Below are 24552 nucleotides of genomic sequence, written 5' to 3'. Positions count from 1 at the left end.
GAAGAGCGCTCGAACGAAGCGCCGGAACGGAGTGCGCTTGACGCTTGCGCTGAGGTCGCGCTCCGCAGGGGCGAGTTCGTGAGGATTGAGGACGAGACCGTCGTGCCGCCGGACGATGGAGGTGAAGCGCGGTTCGAGCCGAAGCGCCATGGGCCGCTCACGGTGGAGCTCGATGGTTTCAACGTCGAGGCGGCGGTGCGCATCGAGGGCTACGACGACCAGGGGCGCGAGCGGCTCGTCCTGTATCGCGCGCGTCCCTGCTTCGCTTTGGGGCAGCTCAGTATCCTCCGCAACGGTCGGGTGGCCTATCAGGTGAAGTACCCGCGGCGAAAAGGAACGCATCGGGTGATGATGCCGATTGTGTTTCTCGCGAGGCTCGCCGCGCTGGTGCCGCCGCCGCGCCATCCGCTGGTGCGCTACCACGGTGTGCTCGCGCCGCATGCGAAGCAACGCAGCGTCGTGGTACCGAAGGCGACGGGGAAGGCGTGTAAGGGCGACCAGCGCGCCGGAGCTGATAGCGCGGGCAGCGATGACAAGAAGACGACGATCACGCCCATGCCGACGAGTTAGGCGTCGAAGGGGCGGGCGAGAGGCATGGCGAAGCCGTTGCGCAAAGGAGACGAGCGAAGCGACGCGGCGCCGTCGGCAGTGTCGGAGCGAGGCGCTCGGGACGTGGTGGTTGGGGCGCTGCTGACGATGGTGCATGGCGAGGTCGAGCGCGAGCGGGTGTCGACTGCGCTGGGCGCTGTGCTGCCGTCGGCCGATGTTGGGTTCGTGTCGGAGGGGATCTCGGTCCGGCACCTTGATCGGCTGCTGCATGGCTCCTTCTGGCGACGTCGCCTCGCGTCGAATGGTCGAAGCTTTCGCGGCGGACTTACGCCGTAGATGTTCTCGCGTGCCCGCGATGCAGCGGACGGATGCGACTCATGGCCGCGATCACGGATAAGGCGACGGCGAGGAAGATTTTGAGCCACCTCGGTCTGCTCGCCGAGCCGCTGGAGTGCCGCGCGCGGTACCCGGCGGACCCCGCGTGACGAAACCGACAGGGCGGGACGCTGTGTTGCCGCCCAGGCTAGCTGATGGGTTTCCGTACGGACTGGATAATGGCCATCAGTTGTGCCAGGCCTCGGCAATCCGTTGCCGGACGCGGGCAGGCAGGATCGCGTTTTCGACGAGGAAGCCCAGCAGATCGTCGACGCGCCTCCAGAACGCAGCGTCGTCCCCTATCCGGGCCATCTGTCTCCGGGCGCGCCCCCGCGCGATACGGTCGACGTCCCTCTCGTGCCACGTCCTCTGGACGCGTTCCCCCCTGCTTTGCCGGTAGGAGACACCGAGGTTCGCGGCGTCGTCGCGTTTGAAGGACATCGAGCTGAAGCCGCCGTCGGGGGGCCCGAGCCCGAAGAGCACGTCCATGATCGTTTTGTCGCGAAGCCTGGTCTTGACCGTGTAGTCGTGGGTGTCCCCTTCAAGCGCCCGGATCCGCTCGGCTACCGCTTCGCAAAGAGGTACGTGGCGCGCCTCGTCGCCGATCCAGTCCACCGGATCGCAGCCGGTGATGGCCATCGCGTGCAGGTACGCGGCGTCCCGCGTGAGGAGCACGTCGAGGGCGGCAGAGAGCCGCGGCGCGAGCCGCGCGCGCACGTCCGGCAGCTCGACCAGCGCGGAGAGCGGCCTGCGGACCCCAAAGCGCACCAGGGTGACCACCGTGCGCAACACCCCCTCGGGGTCCGGCAACCCGCCGGCGAACGCCCTGAGGAAATCGTGTCCTGCGCTCATCCGCCCGTTCTCGACGTAAGTCGGCGTTCCCTCCTTGAAGATGCCGGTCGAGCGGTAGAGATCCGAGAGCGCGCCGGCCACGGCGTCGACGGCGGGATCGACCAGCTTGCCACGCGTGCCGAGCGGCGGCGCCGGGCGACCGAGAAAGCGCCGCGCGGGGTCCGAAAAGAACGTCACCTCCGCGGGAGAGCCGTCTCCGAAAGGGGCGAAGTGGGCGTCCGCTCGTTCGCTCTTGCCGAGCGAGGGGAAGAGGCTGGCGTCCAGGTAATCCCAGGCCAGGGAGGCTAAGGGGTCCACCTCCTTGGCCAGCGCGTAGTCGCCCAGCGCGAAGCGTGCCTGACCGAGCTTCTGGAAGGCCCGCGAGCGCGCAAGGAGCACATCCGCCGAGGTCATCAGGCCGAGCGCCGCAGTGTAGTCCTCGACGGCCTCGCGGAAGCGCCCGAGCTCGTAGCGGGCGTGCCCGCGCCCGACCAGCGAGGGGTAGTGCGCGCCGCCGGTGTCCATCACGGTCGTGTACGCCCGGATCGCGCCCTCGTGGTCGCCCAAGTTGTAGAGCGCGTCTCCCAGGTTGTACGCCGCGACGTAGGCCGCCGGCCTCAGCTCCAGTGCCCGCCGGAAGCACGCGGCTGCCGCCGCGACGTCGCCCCGCTGGGTGCCCGCGACCACCCCCTTGTAGAAGAGCCCGCGCGCGACCCGAGCCTGGAGCTCCGCATCGGGTTCGTCCGGACGCGCGTCCCAGTCGGCGAGCGCCAGGTCGATCGCCGTCATGGCGTCGTCGAAGCGCCGGCCCCAGTAGAGCAGCTCGCCGATCACGAGCAGGGCCCAGGTCCGGAGGTCGTCTCCCAGCCCTCTCAGGATGTACCGGCGGAAGCTCGCGTCGGCGTCGTCCCGGAGGACCTCGTCGAAGACCGGTACCGCCGACTCCAGGACCGCAGCGGGGTCGACGAGGAGCCGCGGCGCGAAGCCGATGGCGTCGTAGTGGCCCCAGATCAGGAGCCTGGCGTTGCACCTCGCGAGGATCCGCGCCGCGCCGGCCTCGTCGCCGTCGCCGATGGTGACGTCGCGCAGGCGCTCGATCCGGAATGGGACGCCCGGCAGGCGCTCCTTCGCGCGGGACAGCGCCCGGGAGATTCGCTCCTCGACGTGGATGCGGTCCGGCGTCGCGCTGGCAAACTGCGCGACGAGGACCAGGATCTCGTTGTCTGCGGCGCGCGGGAGCGCCGCGTCGCGCCCCGTCGCCAGCACGTCATCGAGAGGGCCGGGCGAGGACAGGGCGCCGGAGCACCGCGCGACCTCGGCGGCGATCCCCATCAGCGCCCGATCGCGGTCGTCTTCCTGGAGCGAGGCGATGGCGCGATCGCCGCCCGGCAGGGGCGAGAGGCCGCCGAGCCAGGGGTGCGCGTGCCAGAGGCAGCTCCGCAGGAGCACCGGGATCACCTTCAGCCCGCCCTCCTCTCTCCTCCGGAGCAGCTTCGGCATCTCGACGTCCTGCACCAAGTCCGACGCCAGGAAGTCGGCGCTCATCAGCAGGAGCGCGACGTCTGCGCGTTCTAGGGCCGCGTCGAACGCCTCGCGCCAGTCCTCGCCGGCGCCCACGCGGTCGGCTGTCCAGAGATCGATCCCGGCGAAGCGGACGAGGACGTGGAGGTGGCGGACGAGCTGCTCTTCGAGCGCGCGATCCGCGGGGCTAAAGCTGATCAGCACCCGGACGGGCCGGCCATCGGAGCGGGTCACGGCGTGAGAGCATCAACGGAGGCGCTCTCCGCGTCAACGACACCGCCCCCGCCCGCGCGGCGGCGCGACCAGGGCCCCACGCGGCTTGCGGTCGTAGTCGCTCCGGTGCAGCGGCTCGTCGCACACGGGGCAGCCCTCGGCCGCGCCCCGGCGCGTCACTGCCTCGTCCACCTTCACCAGCCCCCTGAAGAACTCGCGCCCAAGATGGGGGTCGTGCAGCATGGTCTACCTCCGGTCCTGACATCCGGAGGGGAGCCCCCTCGGGCGAACTTCACCAAGTTCTCTGAGGGGGCTTCTTTGTGCGCCCTCAAACAAGTTGATCAGGATGGGCCCCAGCCCCCTACATCTCCCTGACGGTGCTTATTCGCGCGCGGGCGGCTCGTCGGAGCGCGCCGTGGGGAAGGTCGCGGTCACGGCGCGCTGACGGCTGAACGCCTGGGGCTTCACACGATGCCGCCCGTGCAGCAGCGTCGCCCGCCAGCGGGCCCGCCGACCGCGCGTCTGGAGCCGCCGACCGCGCGAGGGTAGCTACTCCTGCCACATCCGAACCTCCGTTGTGTTGGCGTTTCGGGTTCGGGACAGAGCCTGAACGAGCGCGCGTGAGGAGGCACGAAATGGTAATTCTGACGACCCGGTATCTCGTCGCGAGTTACCGGGATCTAGTCAGGCGGGGAACCCGCTCTGATGACGCGCAGTTAGGCCGTTTCGAGGGAGCGCCCGAGGGGCCGATTCTGGGGGGCGCGAAGGGGTCGATTTGGTAATTTTGCGCGGGGTCGGCTGATGGGCTCCGACGAGCCGCCGACCTCCGTCTTGTCGCATACGTATGCACGGGCGGCGCGCGGCGGGCACGACCGCGGGGCGGCCCGAAGGGCGCGGCGTGAGCTCTTCCCGGCGGACGCCGGGCCGGCCTGGGCCTGGAGCCGAGCACGCAGCAGGGCGCGAACTCGCCGCACGGGGCCGCGGAGCTCGTCCAGGCGGGAGCCTGGCGCAGGGCGGAGCTCGCCCAGGTGGACGCCAGCGCGGCTCGCGGCCGCGCCGCCGGAGCTGGCCCCGCTCGACGGCCGGGCGGTGGGATCGCCGGAGGGGTCACCCCGCACACCGAGGTCACGTGATCGGGCCCCAGCGAATGCCAGTCAGGTCACGGTGCCACGTGAGAACCGGCGTCCTCTTGGTCGCACGTTACATCAGACTTTAATGCCGTCGCCCTCGCCAGGAGCCGACTCTTGTACTGTGCTTTAACGCTCTTTAAAGTTGAACGGAAAATGAAGGCTTCGCTCTGGCAGGTTTGTGGTTCGGTGCTTTTGTAGACGCATGAGCTCGCGGCGCTGGTACGAGCTCGCGTGCGGAGTTGTCCGCGCGCCGAGCCACGTCCTGGAAGAGTGTTTCCAGATGAACAAGCAGACCCGGTGCCACCTGCGCGCGATCGCACGGCTGCACCCCGAGATCGGCAACCTGTGTGATCAGCTTGAAGCGCCCTGGAACGCCGTGCGAAGGATCGCGCACGCGCCGGGGGCGGCGGAGCAGTGGGAGCGCGCGGCGCAGGTGCTCGGTGAGCTCGTGGAGAAGCGCCGGGCGACGGCGCCGCGCCGGTCGAAACTGGAGGCTGTGCGCCTGGAGGCGCTGAAGCGAATGGGACCGCCGATGGAGGGGGGAGGAAAACTTGCAAGCAGCATGCGAGCCGCGTGGGAGGCGGCGGAGCGCGGGACGCCCGCGGTCTCAAGCCCACATCCGAGCGATCGGCATGCTGGTCTGCGGTGCAGCGCTACCCGGCGGGAAGCGCGCGAGTCGAGCACATGAAGCGGCATCGCGTTGGACTTTCGCCGCGCACTTCTCCCGTGCGTGCCTATCGCGCCCGCTCGCCGATCCCAATTCAGGGAGCAGACGACGCTGGCGCATGCGCGACGTCGTGCAGCTCCAGGCGCGTCAAGGTGCAGCCGCGGTGCGGGTACGGCGCCGCGCTCGGCCCGATGGACGAGGCCGACGGCGCAACGTTCGCCGACGTCCGCCTCGATCTCTGCGACGGCGTCGCGCTCGCCCGGGGTGGACAAGGCCCGATGGGTGGCTCTACGTCGCCTCCACGCGCGGCGTCGCTGGAGCGCGCGAAATTACCAAATCGAGCCCTTCGCACCTCCCATTTCGGCCCCTCGGCAGGGCTTTCCAGAACACCCAACCCCGCGATGCGACAGGGTGTTTTCCCCAGGCAGGTCTCAGGGAAAGTCGTGTCGAATTACCGGCGACACAGAATTACCGCTTCGGGCTCCTTCCAGAAGCGGCGGTCACGGTTGCGCACGAACCCAACACGGATGGAGGTATGGCATGACACGAGCGGCTCTCGCGCGTGTATCGGCACCGCTTGCTCGTCGTCAGGCTGACGGCGGCGTGCGCGCCACCGACAGAGAGAACCCGGAGACTTCCGCGGGCGGATGGTCCAGCCCGAAGGTGATCGACCAGCCAGCGGCGGCGACGGCAACTGCAACGCTCGCGATCCCCTTGGATGGGCTGACGATCACGGCGCCGCCGCCGGAAATGCTCTCGCAGAAGAACGTCGAGTCGGTCACCGGCATCCCGGCGCGTGTCTTCCTCGACACGATCCGCGCGCCGGGCTTTCCCCTGCTGATCACGAAACTCGGCAAGCTTCGCCTCGTCCAGCGCGAGGCGTTCGTTGCCTACCTGCGGGCGCTGGCCAGTGAGCCGGCCTCGCGTCGTGCCTCGGACGCGGACGAGCGCACGCGGGTTGCCGCCGTGCTGGCTTCTGCTGGCCTCGAATCTGTCCCATGTCCGCGCACCGGCCGGGCGAGCGCTCCTCCTGCAGGAACACGCCGTGCTAAGCTGCCGCCGAAGTAGAGCGGGCTCGCTCGGCGGTGGAGCGCCGGACGAGCCCTTGATCGACCCCCGCATCACCGGAGACCGATCCATGACCGACATACCCCAGCGGCGGGCGCGTGCCAAGCGCTCGCCGGTCCTCCCTTCATCATCCCTTCCCGCATCCACATCGCCCGACCGGCGTCCGCGTTCGGGCCGCTCCGGCGGGCGCCCCTCGTTGCCGGGGAAGGCCGGTGCGCCCGACGCGGCCCCGCCTGGTACGGCCAGTTCGACGGAGAACCCGAAGCCGACCACCTGCACCACCGGCAGGTCCGCAGGAGAGAAGCGCGCCAATGGCTCCGGCTCCGTCCGGCTGCGCGGGAAGGCGTGGAGCGCACGACTCAGCCTCGGCGAGGCCGGTCGACCCACGTTCACCCTGCCGACGTGCCGTACGGAGCAAGAAGCCAATGCGCGGCTGCAGGTGCTGTCGGGACTTGCGGGGCGACTGCTCGCCGCCGGGCAAATCGTGCTCGGCGTGCCGCTGCTGGAGCAGGCTGCCGCACGCGAGGGAAGCGCTCTTCGGGATGTCCGGCTTGCCATCGACCAGCTGTGCAAGGGAGAAGCGCGCGCCCGCGCAACCGGAGAAACCACCTTTGCCGAGTTTGCTGAGCGGGTGCTTTCCGGAAAGCTGGCCGAGCAGTACCCGGATCATGTGAAGGCGATTCGCAGTGCGGATGATTACAGATCGAGGTTGGCGCACGTACTCGACGTGCTCGGTCCCGTTCCTCTCGTGCGCCTCACGATCGATCATGCCGATCGCGCGATGTCCTTGTTGCCGGGGCACCTGGAGCCTAGCACGCGCCGAAATGTTGCGATGGTCGTTCACCGCATATTGTCGTTGGCTGTGTATCCAGCGCGCCTCATAGGCGGCAATCCGTTGCCGCGCGGATGGGTTCCCAAGGCAGACCACGACAAGGCAAAAGGGTACCTGTACCCGGACGAGGATCAGCTCCTCATGGGGAGCAAGGTGATTCCCTTATGCTTCCGGATCTACTACGGCTTCCTCATTCGCGAGGGAATGCGAGCCGACGAGGCCGGACAGCTGGAGTGGTCGGATGTGGATCTCGACCGGGGAGCCGTTGTTCTCGATGAGAACAAGACGGACGAGCCCCGGGCATGGGCGCTTTCGTCCGACGTCGTGCGCGCGCTCCGGAAGTGGCGCGAGATCTGCCCGGACCAGGTACGCGTCTTCGTAGGAAAGTGGGGCTGCAACTCTTTACCGGGTCGCAACGGGGCGGAGCGCTTCAGAGACCACCTCCGACGCGCGGGCATAACTCGGCCTGAGCTGTTCGAGACCACGGATTCAAGGCTGAACATCCGCTTGCACGACACGCGCGCGACCTTCATCACGATCAAGCTCTCGAACGGCCGCACGGAGACGTGGATCTCCGATCGGACCGGGCACAAGTCGAGCGGCCAGATCCATCACTACAAGCGCGCCGCGCGCAAGGTCGCGGAACTCGGCCTAGGCGACTTCGCCCCCCTTGATGAGGCGATCCCCGAGTTGACGGGCAAGGAGCGTTCCGAGGGCACTCCCGCGCCGGCTGGCCCAGCTACGCGAGCGGCGAGCGCGGAGGCCGCCATCGCCCCCGCACAGACCGTCCAGGCGCCGGCGCGGGCCGACCTCTCCGCCCCCGTCGCGGCGGAGGCCGAGGCCCCCGAAGGGGCCCGGTTGGGCCCACGTTGGGCCAAGCCGACCGCGAGGGTGTCCGAGCCCCAAGCTGAACTCATTGAAATCATTGATCTTATCCCTGATCGCTCCTCCGTACCAGGGAAGTCCTTGGGCAACGAATTTGCGGTGGCGAACCGTTGCGATCCGTCGCGTTTGCCGCCGTTTTGTGGGGCGCCCACCGATCGCACCCCTTTTGAGGGCATAGCCCCCACCCGCGCCCATCCGCGAAACCCGAGCCCGGCGAGCTCGTGATGAGCGAGCCGTCGCCTCAGGCCGCCGTGGTCGCACCAGCGCCCGCGCTGGCCAGGCCCGACGCGCCGATTCGGCGCGTCTACTCGCCGACCCCGGCTGAATAGAGGCCAGCCGTCGTACCCGGGAGGTCCGTCGTGAAGGCGAGGCGGCGGCCGCCGTGGCTGCTGAAGTAGGTCAGGTTCGCCCCCGGCGCGATGACCCGAGGCTTCAGGGGCTTGCGCGACAGGTCGACGACCTTCAGGTCGGCCGTCGATCTCGCGAAGTCTTCCGCGTCGAAGTGGGTGTTGTCGTTGAACGACACGAGGCCACGAACGGCCGGCAGGTAGCTCCAGCCCCCGTCGTCGCTGAACTGCCGCACGCCGCCCTCGGCCGAGGCGAAGAGGGGGGCGGTGCCGGCCGTCAGGTCGACGATGCGGGCGAACAGAAAGTGCTTCGAGTCGGCGCTGAAGGGCGGGCCGCCGAGCACGTTCCGCGCCTGCGGGTCGACCGACAGGGGCGGGGTACCGTCGCGCGCGTCGGCGAGCGCCACGTCGGAGAGGCCGGTCGCCGGGTCGCGCTGGGTGAAGAAGGGCACCTTGCTCCCGTCCGGCGACGCCCACGCGTCGGTGATGACCTTCGACCCGGCCAGGACGGTGAGAATGCCCCCGACCTCGTCGGCGATGGTCTCGGTCGACGGACAGTCGCCCGGCTTGGCGCGGCGCAGCTCGAGGCCGGCCTCCGTTTGCGCGGTGTACACGACGAAGCTGCCTTTGGTGAAGAAGCCTATTCTCGAGCGCACCTCGTCGAGCGCGCTCACCTCGCCGTCGTCGGAGACGACGACGGGGTGCCCCGAGCCCGCCAGCGTCGTGAAGAACGACCCGCCGTCGGCGTCGGCGCTGAAGAAGGGGGGCGTCGCGACGCCGCTGAGCAGGTCGACCCTCTCGCCCCGCTCCCAGCTCGACAAGGTGGCAGAGCTCGTGGCGCCCTCGCAGTGCAGCGCGACCGGGTGCGAGCGGCCGTAGCGGCCCACGAACGCGGCGAAGGGCCGACAATACCCCAGGGGGAAGCCCATCGGCACGGCGCCGAGCAGCGTCGTGCGCTCGCTCATGTCGATCGAGGCGAGCTCGACGTCGCCGACGCTGCCGTCGGCATTGCCATGGGTGGGGAAGAGCACCGAGCGGCCGTCGGCGCTCGCCGAGGTCGCGAAGGTCCCGATGGGCGAGGCGGCGGACGCCTCGTGCGGGCCGGATGCCGCGCTCCACACGACAAGGGGGCTGACCCCGAAGCCGGGCAAGGTCCGGTCGGGGTTGGTCCAGCAGAACGCGACCTTGCCGACGGTGTAGACGAACGCCGTGTTCCCGAAGGGCACCTGGGCGACTCGCTGCCTCGTCGCGCCCGGCTTGAGCGCGGTCGCGTACACGAGCTCTCCCTCCTGGTAGAGAGCGTGATTGTCGCTGGTGACGCCGAGCAAGACCAGGCGCGCGCCCGGCTGCACCAGCCATTTCGTGGACGTCGTGAGCGATGCCTGGCTCTCCGATTCTTCCTCCGCGGGGGGCGGGTTCGGCGCCTCGGTCTGGGCGCAGCCGAGCAATGCCGCGCTGAATGTCATGCTGGCGAAGAAAGCTTTGACCATGTTCGGGTCTCCTATTCGGTCAGACCCTAGCCCACGCAGGCACCCTACGTTGGGGCCAGATCGTCGATGTCGAGTAGTCCAGTCGCCCGCGCGCCGCGGGGAGCGAGGCGCGCGTCAGGGGCGATCCCCCGCAGGCCTCGACCGGGCCTTCGGCAAGGTCTGCGCGAGCCGCCGCGCCGCGTCCGCGAGCTGGGCCTCGTCGCACGCGGCGAAGCCGAAGCGGGCGAAGTCGAGCGGCCAGCGACCGAGCGCGAAGTGACTCGCGGGCTGGAAGGAGACGCCCGCCGCGTGCGCGCGCCGGGCCCACGCGTCGATGTCGACGCCGGGGGCCCGCGCCCAGAGGGCCATGCCCCCGCTGGGGGGGTCGAACTCGAGCCCGGGCAGGTGGCGCGCGAGCGCCTCGCAGAGCGCGTCGCGGCGGGCGCGGTAGGCGCGCCGGACCCTCTGCGTGTGCCGATCGATCTCGCCGTCTTCGAGCAGCTCGGCGACGGCGCGCTCGATCGCGTGGTCGCCCTGGTGGTCGACGAAGGCCCGGTAGGCCGCGATGCGCTCGGCGACGTCGGGGGTGGAGACGACGAAGCCGAGCCGCAGCCCCGGCGCCAAGATCTTCGACAGGGTGCCCAGGTAGACGACCACCCCATGACGGTCGGCGGACGAAAGGGGCAGCACCGGCCGCCCCTCGTAGCGGAACTCGTGGTCGTAATCGTCTTCGAGCACGAGCAGGCGCCGGCGCCGCGCCAGCTCGAGCAGGCGCACGCGCCTCGGCGCGGTCAAGGTGACGGTCGTGGGTAGCTGGTGGTGGGGCGTCGTGTAGACCGCCTTGACCCGCCTGGCCGCGCAGAGGGCCTCGAGCGCGGCGACGTCGAGCCCCTCGCCGTCGAGCGGCACAGGCACGAGCTCCACGCCCGAGAGCTCGAGCGCGCCGCGGGCGGCGGGGTGGCTGTACGCCTCGATCGCCACGCAGTCGCCCGGATCGAGCAGCGCGCGCGCCGCGAGGTAGAGGCCCTGTTGGCTGCCGCGCACGATGTTGACCGACTCGACGCTCGCCCGCACGCCCCTTGCCCGGGTCAGCGACTCGACCACCGCCCGGCGCAGGCGCGGCTCGCCCCGGGGGTCGCCGTAGTCCATCAGCGCGCGCGCCCCGGCGCCGAGCAGCGCGCGGCGGTAGGCGCGGCACAGCTCCAGCCTCGGCACGAAGCCGAGCTCGGGCACCCCGCCGAGCAGGAGCAGGCCGGCGCGCGGGGTCGAGGACGGGGCCGGCAAGGGGCGTCCGGGCAGGTCGAACCCGGCCCGGTCGGCGAGGGCTCGTCGGCGGAAGGGGGGCAGCTTGGCGGGCAGGTCGCTCGAGACGTAGGTGCCGGAGGCGGGCGCGCTCGTTATCCAACCTTGGCGCGCGAGCTCGAGGAACGCGGCGATCACGGTCTTGCGGTGCACGCCGAGCTGGATGGCGAGCTTGCGGCTGGAGGGCAGCCGCTCGCCGGGGCGCAGGCGGCCCCGTTCGATGTCTTCGACGATGGCCCGCGCGATCTGCAGAAAGAGCGGCCCCTGACCCGCCGCGCCGAGCTGAAGAACGAGTTCTCGGGTCACCGCCACGCCGCCCGTGCCTGCGTCGGAGGGGCGGAGCGCCCTGGCGCCCGCCCCCGAGCTCTCGATGCCCCGCCGCCCCGAATCTGTCAACCGAGGCGCGCCGCGCGCGATATCCGCGACGCGCGCGTCGATGGGCCGGCGCGCGCCGATGGCCAGCCTCGGCAGGCCGGCCGCGTCCGGGAGGCTGTTGTCCTTGCGGTTGTTGCTCGGGTGCTCGAGCAGGGCGACAACGAAGCCCCGGCGCACGAGGTGCGCGGCGAGGCCGCGGTGGACCCGCGGCGTGGCGCCGTTGCCGTGCGAGATGACGACGAGCGGAGACCGGCCCTCCGAGATGCTCGCGTCGCGCGCGACCTCGAGCGGGTAGGGCCCGAAGCGCTCCGGTCGCGGGGCGCCGTGCGTGGGATAGAGCAGTTACGTGGGCACTGGGATCTGCCGGACCAGGTCGAACACGGCGACTGCACGGCATCCTACGTTCTCGTTCATGAGGCGATCCTCGCTGGCGAGGCGGCTTTGGATGGCGGCCGCGTGGCTGCCGGCGGCCGCGCACCGAGCTCCTCGACGCCGGCGAGCGCTCCGCCCCGAACCCGCACCCGTTCCCAGCGCTCCGCCGTCCTCAGGGGCGCCGAGTTCGCCGTGCGTGTCAGGCGCTTGAACGAAGCCGGACGGGGCGCTGCAGAACGGCACGGGAGGGCAGCGAGACCCGGTCCAGTACCGGCATGCGCCTTGCTCTTGAATACGGAGAAATTGCTGAAGCAGCGGGAGGGGGCAGAACCGGTGCAAGCTTCGGCCTGAGCCTCACTGCGATCGGGCAAACGACGAGCACCTAGGCCGCGGATCCATCATGCGCCGGTGAGCCATGTTGCATTCGTGACGCTTCGTCTGGCATCTCGTCACGCTTTCGCGAGCTGCCCGGTCTTCAGGTCATGACCATGCGATTGTTCGTGCTCGGCGCGACCGGCAGCACCGGAACGCAGATCGTGGATCTCGCCCTGGCGCGAGGTCACCAGGTGACGGCGTTCGTCCGCTCGCCCCGGAAGATTGCCCGCCGGGACAAAGCGCTCACCGTCATCGAGGGCGACCCGCTGCGTGTCGAAAAGCTCGCTCCCGCGCTTCGGGGACACGACGCCGTTCTCTCGGCGCTCGGCCCGAGTGGGCGCGAGGCGTTCCGGCGGAGCACCCTGCTCGCCGAGTGCGCGGCCACCACGGTCGCGGCGATGAAGACGGCCGGCGTGGGGCGGCTCGGCAGCGTCTCCGCGGCGCTGCTGTTCCCCGAAAAAGCGCTGCGGTTCGTCGTCTTTCGCTGGCTGCTCCAGCACCACATCCGTGACCTCATCGCGATGGAGGCCGTGGTTCGGGCGACCAACTTCGACTGGACGATCGCCAGACCACCGCGGTTGATCAAGACGTCGGCGGAGACGTACCGGAGCGAGCGCGATGCGCTCCCCGCAGGCGCCTGGGAAATGTCCTTCCGTGCGGTAGCGACGTTCCTGCTCGATTGTGTGGAGCAAGGCACTCACTCGCGGGAGATCGTCGGGCTCGCCGGCGCGGCGCGATGACACGTGAGCCTGCACGTGCGACAATCTCGCTCCCTCCGATGGTGATCGTTTTGCTCGTGGAGGCCAGACCCTTCCAATGACTGCTCCTTCTTCAGCGCGCCGCGTGGCTGCCTTCGAGTCGTGCCGGCAGGACCTCATCGCTCTGGCGTATCGCATGCTCGGTGATCTCGGGCGGGCCGAGGACATGGTGCAAGAGGCGTGGCTGCGCTGGGAAAGTCACGCGGGGGACGCGGACTCCCCGAAAGCGTATCTGGTGACGATCGTCACGCGCCTTTGCCTCAACGAGCTCGACTCCGCCAGGGCGCGCCGCGAGGAGAGCCGCGCCGATCGCCTGCCGGAGCCGGTGGATCTCGACGAAGGGGGGATGCCCAGCCTCGAGAAGCTCGAGCAAGTCTCGATGGCGTTCCTCGTCGTGCTCCAGCGGTTGACGCCCGCGGAGCGAGCGGTCCTCCTGCTCCACGACGTCTTCGACTTCGACCACCGGGAGATCGCCGAGCTCGTCGGCAACAACGCGCCTGCGTGTCGCAAGCTGCTCGAGCGCGCGCGCCAGCACCTCGCCGTCGAGCGGCGTATGCTCGTAGCACGAGCGGACGACCATCACCGCCTGCTCCAGGCCTTCCTGAGCGCCACCCTGGCGGGCGACATTCGCGTGCTCGTGAATCTCCTCGCCGACGACGCGATCATGATCACCGACGGGGGGCCCCGAGGCCGCGTGGTCGAGCGCCAGCGCAACCTCCCTCAGCCGCTGCACGGCGCCGCGCGCATTGCCGCGTTCATCGTCGCGGCCACGGCGCGCAATGCCGGCCAGCTCCAGATCGAAGAGCACGAGCTCAACGGGCAACCCGCCATCGTGTTCTGGACCGGCGACCGACCGTTCGCGGCGCTGCTCCTCGCGGTGGCCGACGGGAAGATCCAGCGCGTGTTCTTCCACGCCGACCTCGATCGGCTCCGCTACCTCGGGCGGCGGTCGGCCACGTCGAGCCCTCGCCCGCCTGGGTGACCAGCTGCCGAGTCAGCCGACGGATCCGCCGGGTGCTCTCCAGGAAGCGCGCCGATGTCGGCGCTCATTTTTTAAAGAGATGATGGCCATGAAGAAAGACAGATACATTTACTGGGCGACGACGGGGCTCATCGCAGCTCTCATGCTGTGGAGCTCGTACAACTTTGCTTTCAACGAAGAGCAGAGAGACGCTTTCCGGCACCTCGGCCTCCCGGACTGGTTCAGGGTGGAGCTGACCGTCGCAAAGGGGCTGGGCGCGCTGGCCCTCTTGATCCCTGTGGTACCGAGCAAGGTCAAAGACTTTGCCTACTTCGGCTTCGGCCTCACCTTCGTCTCCGCGGATATCGCCCATCTCTCCAGCGGCGACAGTCGCTGGCTCATCCTGCCGCACTGGACGTTCTTCGGTATCCTTGTCGTTTCCTACCTTTATCATCACAAGCTGGAGCGCACGCGGGCGGGCGGCGGAGTTGCTCCTCGGAGTGTGCTGGGTTGAACGTCGAAGAAGCGTGACGACGGCACGTGCCGGTACGCTCACGCGCAACCGTCCTGCATCGCCGAAGCGCTGGGCGAGAAGCTCACGGGGAGCGCGAAGATGATCCGGAGCGTGCTTGTCTTCGACAAGAAGGTTGCTGCGAGAGCGCTGCTCGCACTGCTCCCGCCGGGCTGACATCCCACGATGTGCACGTGCGCTGGCAGCCTCAATGGCAGGCCCGCTTGAGCCCGCTGTACGTGACGTCTTGCTGGCAGAGGATATTGCATCTCCCGAACGGGCCTGGCTCGCCGCACCCGACGTCGAGCAGGTACACGTTCGACGCGTTCGGGCAGGGCCCGCCAGACTCGCAATGGACCGCGGAGATCTGCGGCTCGTCATGGCCGCTGCAGTCGTAATCGAAGCTGCCTCCGGGGCGGATGGGCGTGTCATGGAACGTATTGGGCTGGTCGGGGTGGACCTCTGCCTGGCCGTCGTCGCAATCGGTGCCGCCCTCGCAGGCGGTCGACAGATACCCGTCGCCATCCGCGTCGCAGTCGAGGATCCCGCCGCCGCTGCCGCCCGAGCCCGAGGTCACCTCGCCGCCGCCGCCCGAGCTGGACGTCGCCCCGCCGCTGCCGCCGCCCGAGCGCGACGTCGCCTCGCCGCCGCCTGACGAGGTCGCGCCCTTGTCGCCGCCCGCCGCGTCCGACGACGTGGTGGCGCCCGCACCTCCGCCGCCAGAGCTCGTCTGGCCGGTGAAGACGGCGTCGGGGAAGCTGCACCCCACGCTCAGCCCGGCCGTCGCGGCGGGCAGAGCGACGAGCGCGAGACAGCGATGACACCAGGGCCTCCCTTCATGAGATGGCACGGTCCCCTCGCGCGTCAACCGTCCGCTGAGATGTGCAGCGCTGCGGTCCGGCGATGCCGCTCAGGCATCGTGTGGAAGTGTCGCCGCGGCTCTGCTTGGCGCGCTGGACGCCCCAGGACGGATCCTCGAACAGAACGGGCGAGCGCTGGGCCGTTCGCGGGGAGCCGTGGAAGAGCCTCGGTCCGGCTCGAGGAGAGCCTCGCGCTGGAGCGCCCCTCCGATCACTCCCGCTGCTGCTGCCCGCGACCGGTCTTCGCCTGCAGCTCGTCGATGCGCTTCGACGCCTCCGCCTTCGTCACGTTCGGGTCGAACTCCACGCCCGCCTCCCGAAAGAGCGTCTGGAGATACGAGGCCTGCGCGCCGGTCATCGGCTCGTCGCCCGTCTTCCAGTCTCGCGGATCCTTCTGGGCGTTCGACGGCCGCTGCTCGCCCGACTGGCCCGCGCCGCTGGGCTCGGCAGTCTGCTGTTGTTGCTTTGCGCTCCCTCGCGCGAGGAGACGCCCACGTCCACGCGGCCGCCGTGCACGACGGGAGACTGCGTGATGATCGCCGCCGGGTGCGGGTCGAGCTGCGTCTTCCACAGGAGGGCGCCGGTGCGGCTGTCCACGGCGAGCATGTACGCCCCGGCCTGGGTGCCAACGTACAGCATGTGACCGTGGAGCGCGGGGCTCGTGCGCGAGACGGCGTCGGCCGTGCCCGTGAGGGCGGCGATGCTGCGCGTCCAGAGCGGGGCCCCGGTCTCGGCGTCGAGCTTGTACAGGGTGCCGCCCCCGTCCGGGAAGTAGACCGCGCTGTTGTCGACCGCCGGCGTCGCGGGGACGATGCCGCTCGTGGTGAAGGTCCACTTGACGTCGAGGGACCCGACGTTCGCGGGCCCGATGTCCTTCTCGCCGGCCGCGTTGTGGGTGTTGGCGAGGTCCCTGCCGTAGAGGGTCCAGCGACCGCCGCCCCCGCCGGTGGCCGCGCGGCCCTGGACGACATGGAACACGGCGAGACATGCGGCGAGATGGCGACACCGAGATGGCGTTCCTCACGACCCTGCCCAAGAAAGCAGCTGACGCCGTGTTGGTGATGGAACTGTACCGAAATAGATGGACACTGGAGACGATGTTCCAATCGCTCACGGCGATGCTCCAGGGCGAGGTTGCCACCCTCGGCTATCCTCGCGCCGCGCTATTCGGGTTCGGTATCGCCCTTGCCACATACAACGCTCTGTCCACGGTGCAGGCCGCTCTCCGGGCAGAGTTCGGAGCCGAGAAGATCCAGGACGAAGTTTCTGGCTACTACATCGCGAACGAAGTACGCGCGACGGCATCAGGGATGGCGATCGCCGTCGAGCCTATCGCCTGGAAGGCGTTTCAGACGATGACCCCGACCGCGCTCGCCAAGGAGATGCTCCGCTGGGCACCTCACGTGCAGCTCCGAAAGCTCAAGCGCCATCCGCGCGGCGTGAAAAGCCCGTGCCGAAGAGGACCCGATACGCGAAAGAAACTCACGTGTCGACTGCTCGATTGCTCGCAGAATCCAGGGGAAAGTCACCTTGAAAGGGCTGGCCTCCCCGGCCCAGCGGCGACCTCGATGCGATCCGGCCCGCCCTGGAAAAGCGACGACCCTGCTGGTGCTCCCCGTCGCCGTTGCCTGTTGGGCTGCCTCGAGACTCAGAAGAACGCCAGCACCGAACCGAGCTCTTCGAGGCGCAAAAGCGGGGTCGCCGCGAGCGTGTCCGGGTCGACGCGCACGAGCCAGGCGGGCGGGGAGCTGTCCATCTCGTCGAAGTAGGCGTCGAGCGGGGCGCGCCGCGACTGGACGGCCTCTCCGCTGTAGGTGCGCACCGCGGGCGAGAGCGCCTCGAGCGCGCCCTGGCTGACGTCGGCGATGATGCGGATGGTGCCTGGCTCTGCCTGGAAGCCTTGCTCGATGTCGAGCGCGACCGTGCCGCCCGTGTAGATGAGCAGGCTCTTGAAGCTCGCATCCGCGGGGACGTGCACCTGGAAGCTCTCGTTCAGCGAGGTGACGGAGAGCCAGGCGTCCGGGTTGTGCACGTCGACGCTGAGGGAGGTGGGCTCGGGAATCCCGCTGTCCTGGAAGTCGCCATGACTGTCGTACGCGAGGACCTCGCTGCCGCTCTGCTTGGAGGACGCGAGCGTGACGGGCAGGGTCGGATCGGCCCAATACCGGTGCTCGAGCACGACCGGTGCGTCGTCCGGGATGCTCGGCATACCGAGCCGCACCGCGACGGCCTGCAGCATCTCCCGCACCATCTGCTCCTGGGAGCGCAGGAGGGTCGTGCTCAGGTAGATGAACCCTTCCTCGTCGACCACGAGGCGCGGGTTGGTGAGGTTCGAGTCAAGCACGGGCTCGCCGATCTCGGTCAAGATGCCGGTTTCTGGATCGATCTCCACCAACATCAGGCCCATGTTCCAGCCCGTGCCCACCAGGCGGTCCTTCTTGGCGTCATAGGCCAAGAAGTCACCGGAGCGGACCGGAATCTCGCTACCCACCGGGGCCTCGACCCCGGTGTCGACGTCGAGCCGCATGAGCTGCCCGCTCTGATACGTGGCGGTGTTGGGCACCACCCAGAACACGGCACGCCGCGACGGGTCGAAGACCGTGCTCGCGTTGAAGGGGCTGCTCGGGCTGAGCGCCTCGACCTCTCCCGTCGAGAGGGTGTAGCGGCCGAAGCGGACGCCGTCTGAGCCTTCATGGATGCCGCCCCAGAGCTCGCGCGCTTCACGATCCACCGAGAGCAGGTACGGCACCTGGCTGCTCAGTGGGGTGTAGGTCTTCGATGCGAGGTCGAGCTCGTTGAGCACGCTCCAGTTCATGTCCTTCCGGGTCACGAGGAAGCTGCCCGGCTTCGGCGCCCGCACGCAGGTCCCGCCCTCCATCGAGGAGCCCGCGGCGCAGGCGTCGCATGCCCCCCCGGTGAACCCCAGGGGACAGCTGCAAGCCGCGTCGATCCCTTCGACCTCCTTGCAGGTCTGGGGCTCCTCGCATTCGATGCGGTAGCTACACGCCGCGACGCAGGGCCCGTCGGCCAGGCGGTAGTAGCCGGATTCGCACTCGTCGCAGTGTCGGCCGGTGGTGTGGGCAGCGCAGCCGCAGGTGATGATCCCGCTCGAGTCGTCGCAGGCCTCCCAGGGCGCGCAACCTGCGGCCGCGCTGCACGCGGGCGTGCACGTGCCGTCGAGATCGTTGTCCTGCAGCGTCTCGTCCTTGCACTGCGCGCAGGTCGGCCCCGTATGACCGGCATCGCACTCGCAGCGGTCCCCGTTTGGGCCTTCCACGCAGGTGCCCGAGACGCCGCACGGGTTCTGGCTGCATTCGATGGGCATGGGCACACAGCGCTCGCCCTCGGGCACGTAGCCCGGCGCGCACTCGTCGCACTCCACGCCCACGTAACCCTCGTTGCAGATGCAGACCGCGGGCGCCTGACTGTCATCGCAGGACTGGTGGAGACCGCAGACCGCCTCGCCGCACATTTCGGGGCCCTTGTCGCCGCCGTCGCCGCATCCTGCCGAGCTCGGCGACAGGCCCGAGAACAGGCCCAGCGAGACGATCCTCCAGGTCCAACGCCCCATCCTTGCGCGCATGCGATCTCCTTCCCTCAAGTCGAGGTCACGAGTATCTCACGCACACGCGACGATCGAGGGCTTTCCTCATTCCTGCGTGCATCAGGGCGCTGAAATTCAGCCGACTCGCGGCGGCGTTGTGCGGAGTCTGCGTACAGGAGGAGGCGCTGGGTGCCTCGGGGTCGAGCGCGCCTGGCGTGGGCTCTGGCTCGTCGTCGAGAGGACGAGCTTCGACGAGAACATCCGGCTCGAGCTGCTCAATTGCTCGAAGGACGACCTGCGGGACGACTTCGCATCCGCAGGTGCGACCGACAAGAGCGGGCTCCACGCCGTCGTCTATGCGCGCGCGGTCGGGCGCGGGCACGAGCCGTACGGCGCCATCCTCGCGAACCTGGAGTTCGGCCCAGAGCCGGAGGACGTCACCCTGCTCCAGCGATGCGCGACGGTGGCGCTCCTGGCCCAGGCGCCCTTCGTGGCGGGGGCCTCGCCGCGCCTCCTCGGGGTGGGGAACCACCACGCGCTCGGCGCTGCGGACCGAGCCCAGGGCTCCGACGCACTGAAACTGCTGCGCGCGGAGGAGTGCTCACGCGCGCTCGGGCTGGTCCTGCCGCGTTTTCTGCTGCGCGCGCCGTTCGGTCGCGGCGAGCGCGCCGAGGCGAGCTTCGCCTGCGAGGAGAGCACCGAAGATCACGAGAGCTACTGCTGGGGCAACGCGAGCTTCGCCTTCGCGACCCGGCTCACCGACAGCTTCGCGCGTTACCGGTGGTGTCCCAACATCATCGGTCCCGGCGGCGGCGGGGTGATCGAGGGGCTGCCGCGGCCCGAGGGAGAGGGCATGATCGAGGCCCCCACCGAGGTGGCGCTGTCCTTGCCCCAAGAAGCCGGGATCGCGGAGCGTGGGCTGATCCCGCTCCTCGCTGTCGCTCCCGGGCAGGCGTGCTTTTTCTCGGCGAACTCCCTGCAAGCGCCGCGATCCTTCGGCGACACGGACGAGGGCAGGGCCGAAGAGATGAATTACAGGCTTGGGACCAGCTTCCTTGGACCTTCGTCCTCGCCCGTATCGTTCATTATTTCAAGGTCATCTACCGCTCTTATCAGCACGCCTTAGACGCCGCAGGAAGCCGAGAAAGCGCTGAACGACTGGGTGTCTCAGCTCGCCGAGGCCCCCTCTGCGACGGGCTCGGGGTCGGCATCGAGGGCGACACGCCCCGCCGGGAAGAATGCGTGCAACTGCGCGCCTGGACGCGTACTCTCGGCGCATGGCACGTCCGCACCTGCTCCCGTTCACCCTGCTGTCGATCGCTGCGCTCGCAGCCTGTGACCGCTCCGAATCCGCGAGCGCGCCTGCGTCCGCGGGCGCGACCGCGCCGGCTGCGCCTGTCCCGAGCGGCGCGTCCGCCGCGGCGCCGGCGGCGAGCTGCCCGGCAGGCAAGTGGGAATACGACTATGCCGATATGTTCCTCGAGACGCTGGCGCGCAATTCGTCGGGCGCGCGCGTCGTCAGCGAGCGCGGGAAGTACATCTGCACGTTCAACGGCAACGAGCGTGGCAGCTATGTGTGCGAGACGACCGAGGGCGGCGTCGAGAACGTGTTCGAGGCGCCCACGGCGGGGATGGCCCTGAGGATCACGCTCAAGATGAACGGCCGCTCGAGCGCGGAATACGAGCCCGCGGGCCCTGGCCGCTGGAAGACGACGCGCGCCGACATGAGCGGACTGCGCGTCGAGACCAAGGCCACGCTCGGCGGCCGCGACATGCCCGTTCCCGCGACCAACGCCTTTTCTGGCATGGACCGCCCCGGAACCGTCTTCGAGTACCGCTGTGAAGGCGACGTGTTCAAGCTCAAGCCCATCGTCGAGGGCATGGCGACCGACTTCATCACGATGAAGCGGGTGCCTTGAGAGCTTGACTGTTCGGAGTACGCTTGGATTCGCTGGCCGCGCCCCGGCTCCGGGCAGGGGCCCCGGAGCCGCGCTCGCCTTCGCTTCAGATCGCCGACTTCACGAGGCGCAGCCGCTTCTCGGCCTGTCCCCGCTCGCTGAGCCGCAGCTCCGAGGCGGCGGGCGCGCGGCGCCGCACCGGCTGGTGCAGCCTGGCGCTCGCCAGGATGGCCTCGCAGAGGTCGCCGAACTCGTAGCCTGCGGCCTCCGCGATCTTCGGAAGGAGGCTTGTCTGAGTCATGCCAGGCAGGGTGTTCACCTCGAGCACGTACTCGTCTCTCCGCCGGTCACGAGCAGATCCACCCGCACCGCGCCCGTGCACCCGAGCGCCTGGGCCGCCCGCTCCGCCAGGTTCAGGACGCCGCGGTAGCGGGTCGGCGGGAGGCGCGCCGGCATGTGGTACTCGGTCATGCCCGGCGTGTACTTGGCCTCGTAGTCATAGAGCCCCTTCTTCGGGACGATCTCGATCGCGCCAAGGACCTTCCCGTCCAGGATCCCCACGTTGACCTCGGTCCCTGCCACGAACCGCTCCACGATGGCGGCGTCGTCGAACTCGAACGCCAGCGCGAGCGCCGACTTCAGCTCCTCGAGCGACCCGGCCTTGGTCAAGCCCAGGCTCGACCCCTCGCCGCGCGGCTTGACGATGACGGGGAACCCGAACGAGCCATGGATCCCATCGAGCTCCTCGAGGTCCTGATTCGCACCCACAGTGTAGTAGGGAGGCGTCGGCACGTTGTGCAGCCGGAACATCTCCTTGGCCTTCAGCTTGTCCATCGCGAGGGCGCTCGCGAGCACGCTCGACCCCGTGTACGGAACCTGGGCGAGCTCCAGGACGCCTTGCACGCACCCGTCCTCACCGAGACGTCCGTGCAGTGCCAGGAAGGCTGCGTCGAGCCGCGCGCGCTGCAGCGTCGCGCAGAGCTCCGCGCCGAACCTGTCCCCGAGCGTGATCCGCACGACATCGTACCCGCGCGCCTCGAGCGCCTCGGCGACGGCCGCGCCCGAGCGCAGGGACACGTCGCGCTCACCCGACGAGCCGCCCATCACGACGCCCACCCGCTTCCGGACTTGCCGCTCCACCATCGAAGAACCTCCGTCGCCTTCCCGTGCGGACACCAACACCACGTCAGCTCCTTCCAGTACAGTCCAGCTGCCGGAGAGGTGCTGCGCAAAAACCAAGCCAGCTGCTCCCAAGGCCAAAACCGGCGGCCTTGTCAGCGGAGGGCGCTATTCCTGAGCTGTGGTTGAGGAAAACCGCGCCCGCCCGCCGTGTTCACCTGCCCACGGCGTGCCGACCGCCAATCCGGTATCAAGGCCCGCGTCGGAGGTCAACTAAACGGAGCGATCTCGCCGTCGAGGGAGACCGGCGCGGCTCGGGCCATCTCGCGGCGTGTTCGGGAGTCCGCGGCCACGGCGGGGCAGCTCCGCGCGCTCTCCCCCCGCGCGGCGGCGCAGGCGCGTCATGCGCTTCGCACCTGGTGAATCGATGGCGAGCAGCACACGAGATCGTCTGATGGGCGATCGCGCTCTTGCCTGCTCGCGGCGCCGGCGGAGGCCGAGCGAGGAATTCGACTGCAGATGACGTGATAATTCTTCGCTCCCCCCCGCAAGTGGTTGCAATCGCGAATGGCCACGATCCCGGCGCGGGAGAGCGCTTTTCTGCTCCGCCGCCGTACACCCTTTGGTAGGCTCTCTTGGCCCATGCGGAGAACACTTGGCGCCCGTGGGCCAGGTCCGATCCTGCGGAGTTCCCCGGCTCGGTTGCGGAGGACACCCTGCAGCGGCCTGATCACGAGACCCGTCGAGCGTGAGCTCTCGAGGTGCCAGGGTAGGGTTGTCCGCGTGCTCGTTTCCGACTTCGTCGCCACCTCCGGGCGTGTCGCCGCGCTCTCTCGCCGTGTCGAGAAGATCGCCGCGCTCGCCGCGATACTGCGCCGCCTCTCGCCCGCGGAGGTGCAGATCGGCGTCGACTGGCTCGCCGGTCGGCTGCGCCAGGGACGGCTCGGCCTCGGGCCTGGGGTGGTCGCCGAGGCCCGCCGGGCCTCTCCTTCCGTCGCCCAGCCTGCGCTCACCCTGGGGGACGCCGACGCGGTCTTCACGGAGATCGCGCGCGCCTCGGGGCCGGGGGCGGCAGGGGCGCGCCGCGCGGCGCTGGGGGGATTGTTCGCGCGCGCCACCGATCGCGAGCGCGACTTCTTCGCGCGGCTCCTCGCCGGCGAGCTCCGCCAGGAGCGGATCGAGCCGGTCATGATCGACGCGGTGGCGCGCGCGGCGCGGGTGCCGCCAACCTCGCTGCGGCGCGCGGTGATGCTCGCCGGCGACGCGGCGGAGGTGGCCAAGGCCGCGCTCCTCGAGGGGGCGCTCGGCCTCCAGCGCTTCTCGCTGCAGCTGCTCCGCCCGGTGCAGCCGATGCTGGCGCAGTCGGCCGACGACGTCGCGACGGCGCTGAGCGAGCTCCGCGCGATGGCGCTGGAGTGGAAGCTCGACGGCGTGCGCGTGCAGGCGCACAAGGCCGGCGACGAGGTGCGCGTCTTCAGCCGCGGCCTCGGCCCGGTCACGAAGGCGGTCCCCGAGATTGTCGAGATCGTCCGGGCGCTCCCGGTCCGCTCGGTCGTGCTCGACGGCGAGGCGCTCACCTTTCGCGCGGAGGGCCCGCCGCACCCGTTCCAGGTCACGATGCGCCGCTTCGGCCGCGCGCACGACGCTGCCGCGCTGCGCGCCGAGCTGCCGCTGCGCGCCCTGTTCTTCGACGTGCTGCACCTCGACGGCGAGGATCTGCTCGACCGGCCCGGCAGCGAGCGCACCGCCGCGCTCCGGCAGGTGCTCGACCGGTCGCTGCGCGTCCCGCGCATCGAGCTGCCGACGGCGGCCGAGGCCGAGGCGTTCTTCGCCGACGCGCTCGCCCGCGGCCATGAGGGCGTGATCGCCAAGTCGCTCGCCGCGCCCTACGAGGCGGGGCGGCGCCGCGGCTCGTGGCTCAAGGTGAAGCGGGCGCGCACCCTCGACCTGGTGGTGCTCGCGGCCGAGTGGGGGACCGGCCGGCGCCGGGGGCTGCTCAGCAACCTGCACCTCGGGGCGCGCGATCCCTCGGCCGGGGGCTTCGTCCTGCTCGGCAAGACGTTCAAGGGCATGAGCGACGAGGTGCTCGCGTGGCAGACCCAGCGGCTGCTGGAGCTCGAGATCGGCCGCGACGCCGGCACGGTGTACGTGCGGCCGGAGATCGTCGTCGAGGTCGCCTTTGAAGACGTGCAGGCGAGTCCGCGGTACCCTGGGGGGGTAGTGCTGCGGTCTGCGCGGGTGAGGAGATACAGGCCTGACAAGGCTGTAGAGGGCGTCAGCACGATGGTTGAGGTGCGGGCGATCCATGCGGGTGCGCTCGCGCGCGAGGCGGCCGAGAAGGGGCAGGCGGAGGGCGGAGGAGAGGAGTTGGAGGAGGACGGGTAACGCTCTGGACGGCGGCCGGCCGCCGGGCGAGGGTGCGCGATACCGGACGGCTTCGCATGTCGCGCGGGCGGCGCGGCAACGGATCCACAACCAGCGTGCGAACGCGGATCGCCCCCCATCCGACGGCCAGACCGGCGCCTCGTCGCACGACATCCACCCCTTGATCCTGCGGCCTTCGGCCACGAAGACGCGCAGTTTGGGAACG

21 protein-coding genes are annotated in these 24552 nt (G+C 69.7%); 11 read left to right on the top strand and 10 right to left on the bottom strand.

Annotation, left to right across the window (positions count from 1 at the left end; genetic code table 11):
- Positions 1–102: 102 nt before the first annotated feature.
- Positions 103–570, top strand: a complete 468-nt coding sequence (locus tag POL72_RS50065) for a transposase (RefSeq protein WP_373372178.1) — start codon at positions 103–105, stop codon at positions 568–570.
- 24 nt (positions 571–594) lie between these two features.
- Positions 595–885, top strand: coding sequence for a hypothetical protein (locus POL72_RS50060; RefSeq protein WP_272095885.1), 291 nt, complete (start codon positions 595–597; stop codon positions 883–885).
- Positions 886–1110: 225 nt separating this feature from the next.
- On the opposite strand, the gene POL72_RS50055 is transcribed toward POL72_RS50060, so the two are convergent.
- Both POL72_RS50055 and POL72_RS50050 read right to left on the bottom strand, forming a co-directional pair.
- Positions 1111–3510 carry a TIR domain-containing protein gene (locus POL72_RS50055; RefSeq protein ID WP_272104534.1) on the bottom strand — a complete coding sequence of 800 codons (2400 nt, stop codon included), beginning with the start codon at positions 3508–3510 and terminating at the stop codon, positions 1111–1113.
- 33 nt (positions 3511–3543) lie between these two features.
- Positions 3544–3732, bottom strand: a complete 189-nt coding sequence (locus POL72_RS50050; protein ID WP_272104532.1) for a hypothetical protein — start codon at positions 3730–3732, stop codon at positions 3544–3546.
- A gap of 1167 nt (positions 3733–4899) precedes the next feature.
- Here POL72_RS50050 and POL72_RS50045 point away from each other — a divergent pair.
- From POL72_RS50045 to POL72_RS50035, 3 genes are all read left to right on the top strand, one after another.
- Positions 4900–5307, top strand: a complete 408-nt coding sequence (locus POL72_RS50045) for a hypothetical protein (protein WP_272104531.1) — start codon at positions 4900–4902, stop codon at positions 5305–5307.
- 519 nt (positions 5308–5826) lie between these two features.
- Entirely contained in the window at positions 5827–6354 is a 528-nt protein-coding gene (locus tag POL72_RS50040; protein ID WP_272104530.1) for a hypothetical protein, read from the top strand.
- A 70-nt stretch (positions 6355–6424) separates the two neighbouring features.
- Entirely contained in the window at positions 6425–8296 is a 1872-nt protein-coding gene (locus tag POL72_RS50035) for a tyrosine-type recombinase/integrase (RefSeq protein WP_272104529.1), read from the top strand.
- 79 nt (positions 8297–8375) lie between these two features.
- Here the strand turns inward: POL72_RS50035 and POL72_RS50030 are convergent, their stop codons facing one another.
- Both POL72_RS50030 and pdxR read right to left on the bottom strand, forming a co-directional pair.
- Positions 8376–9908 carry a hypothetical protein gene (locus POL72_RS50030; protein ID WP_272104527.1) on the bottom strand — a complete coding sequence of 511 codons (1533 nt, stop codon included), beginning with the start codon at positions 9906–9908 and terminating at the stop codon, positions 8376–8378.
- Between the two features lie 114 nt (positions 9909–10022).
- Positions 10023–11741 carry a MocR-like pyridoxine biosynthesis transcription factor PdxR gene (gene pdxR, locus POL72_RS50025; RefSeq protein WP_272104525.1) on the bottom strand — a complete coding sequence of 573 codons (1719 nt, stop codon included), beginning with the start codon at positions 11739–11741 and terminating at the stop codon, positions 10023–10025.
- Positions 11742–12424: 683 nt separating this feature from the next.
- Here pdxR and POL72_RS50020 point away from each other — a divergent pair.
- The 3 genes from POL72_RS50020 (at position 12425) to POL72_RS50010 (ending at position 14544) form a co-directional block, all read left to right on the top strand.
- The gene (locus POL72_RS50020) at positions 12425–13051 is read left to right on the top strand and encodes an NAD(P)-dependent oxidoreductase (RefSeq protein ID WP_272104523.1); all 627 of its coding nucleotides are present in this window, start codon (positions 12425–12427) and stop codon (positions 13049–13051) included.
- A 76-nt stretch (positions 13052–13127) separates the two neighbouring features.
- Positions 13128–14051: a sigma-70 family RNA polymerase sigma factor gene (locus tag POL72_RS50015; RefSeq protein ID WP_272104521.1), complete on the top strand. Its 924-nt coding sequence runs from the start codon at positions 13128–13130 to the stop codon at positions 14049–14051.
- 88 nt (positions 14052–14139) lie between these two features.
- Entirely contained in the window at positions 14140–14544 is a 405-nt protein-coding gene (locus POL72_RS50010; protein ID WP_272104520.1) for a DoxX family protein, read from the top strand.
- A gap of 205 nt (positions 14545–14749) precedes the next feature.
- Here POL72_RS50010 and POL72_RS50005 read toward each other — a convergent pair whose 3' ends face one another.
- The 4 genes from POL72_RS50005 to POL72_RS49990 form a co-directional block, all read right to left on the bottom strand.
- Complete coding sequence (locus POL72_RS50005) at positions 14750–15391, bottom strand: hypothetical protein (protein WP_272104518.1); 642 nt, start codon at positions 15389–15391, stop codon at positions 14750–14752.
- Between the two features lie 221 nt (positions 15392–15612).
- Positions 15613–15759 (bottom strand): DUF3072 domain-containing protein, encoded by a 147-nt coding sequence (locus POL72_RS50000; protein WP_272104516.1) that lies wholly within the window; start codon positions 15757–15759, stop codon positions 15613–15615.
- Positions 15756–16379 (bottom strand): outer membrane protein assembly factor BamB family protein, encoded by a 624-nt coding sequence (locus tag POL72_RS49995; protein ID WP_272104515.1) that lies wholly within the window; start codon positions 16377–16379, stop codon positions 15756–15758. The genes POL72_RS50000 and POL72_RS49995 overlap by 4 nt, the downstream gene beginning before the upstream one ends.
- Before the next feature lie 670 nt (positions 16380–17049).
- Entirely contained in the window at positions 17050–18984 is a 1935-nt protein-coding gene (locus POL72_RS49990; protein WP_272104513.1) for a calcium-binding EGF-like domain-containing protein, read from the bottom strand.
- Positions 18985–19102: 118 nt separating this feature from the next.
- Here POL72_RS49990 and POL72_RS49985 point away from each other — a divergent pair, with 118 nt between their 5' ends.
- On the top strand, positions 19103–20071 hold the full coding sequence (locus tag POL72_RS49985) for a type VI secretion system contractile sheath domain-containing protein (RefSeq protein WP_272104511.1): 969 nt from the start codon (positions 19103–19105) through the stop codon (positions 20069–20071).
- A gap of 151 nt (positions 20072–20222) precedes the next feature.
- Positions 20223–20864, top strand: coding sequence for a hypothetical protein (locus POL72_RS49980; protein ID WP_272104509.1), 642 nt, complete (start codon positions 20223–20225; stop codon positions 20862–20864).
- 85 nt (positions 20865–20949) lie between these two features.
- On the opposite strand, the gene POL72_RS52430 is transcribed toward POL72_RS49980, so the two are convergent.
- Positions 20950–21144 (bottom strand): hypothetical protein, encoded by a 195-nt coding sequence (locus POL72_RS52430; protein WP_276598224.1) that lies wholly within the window; start codon positions 21142–21144, stop codon positions 20950–20952.
- A gap of 14 nt (positions 21145–21158) precedes the next feature.
- Positions 21159–21986 carry a D-alanine--D-alanine ligase gene (locus POL72_RS49975; RefSeq protein WP_276598222.1) on the bottom strand — a complete coding sequence of 276 codons (828 nt, stop codon included), beginning with the start codon at positions 21984–21986 and terminating at the stop codon, positions 21159–21161.
- A 759-nt stretch (positions 21987–22745) separates the two neighbouring features.
- Between POL72_RS49975 and POL72_RS49970 the strand changes: the two genes are divergently transcribed.
- Complete coding sequence (locus POL72_RS49970) at positions 22746–24347, top strand: ATP-dependent DNA ligase (protein WP_272104508.1); 1602 nt, start codon at positions 22746–22748, stop codon at positions 24345–24347.
- The last annotated feature ends 205 nt before the right edge of the window (positions 24348–24552 follow it).

Origin of the sequence: Sorangium aterium, from assembly GCF_028368935.1 — a bacterium.
GTDB lineage: Bacteria > Myxococcota_A > Polyangia > Polyangiales > Polyangiaceae > Sorangium > Sorangium atrum.
This window is presented reverse-complemented; position numbering and strand designations above follow the sequence as displayed.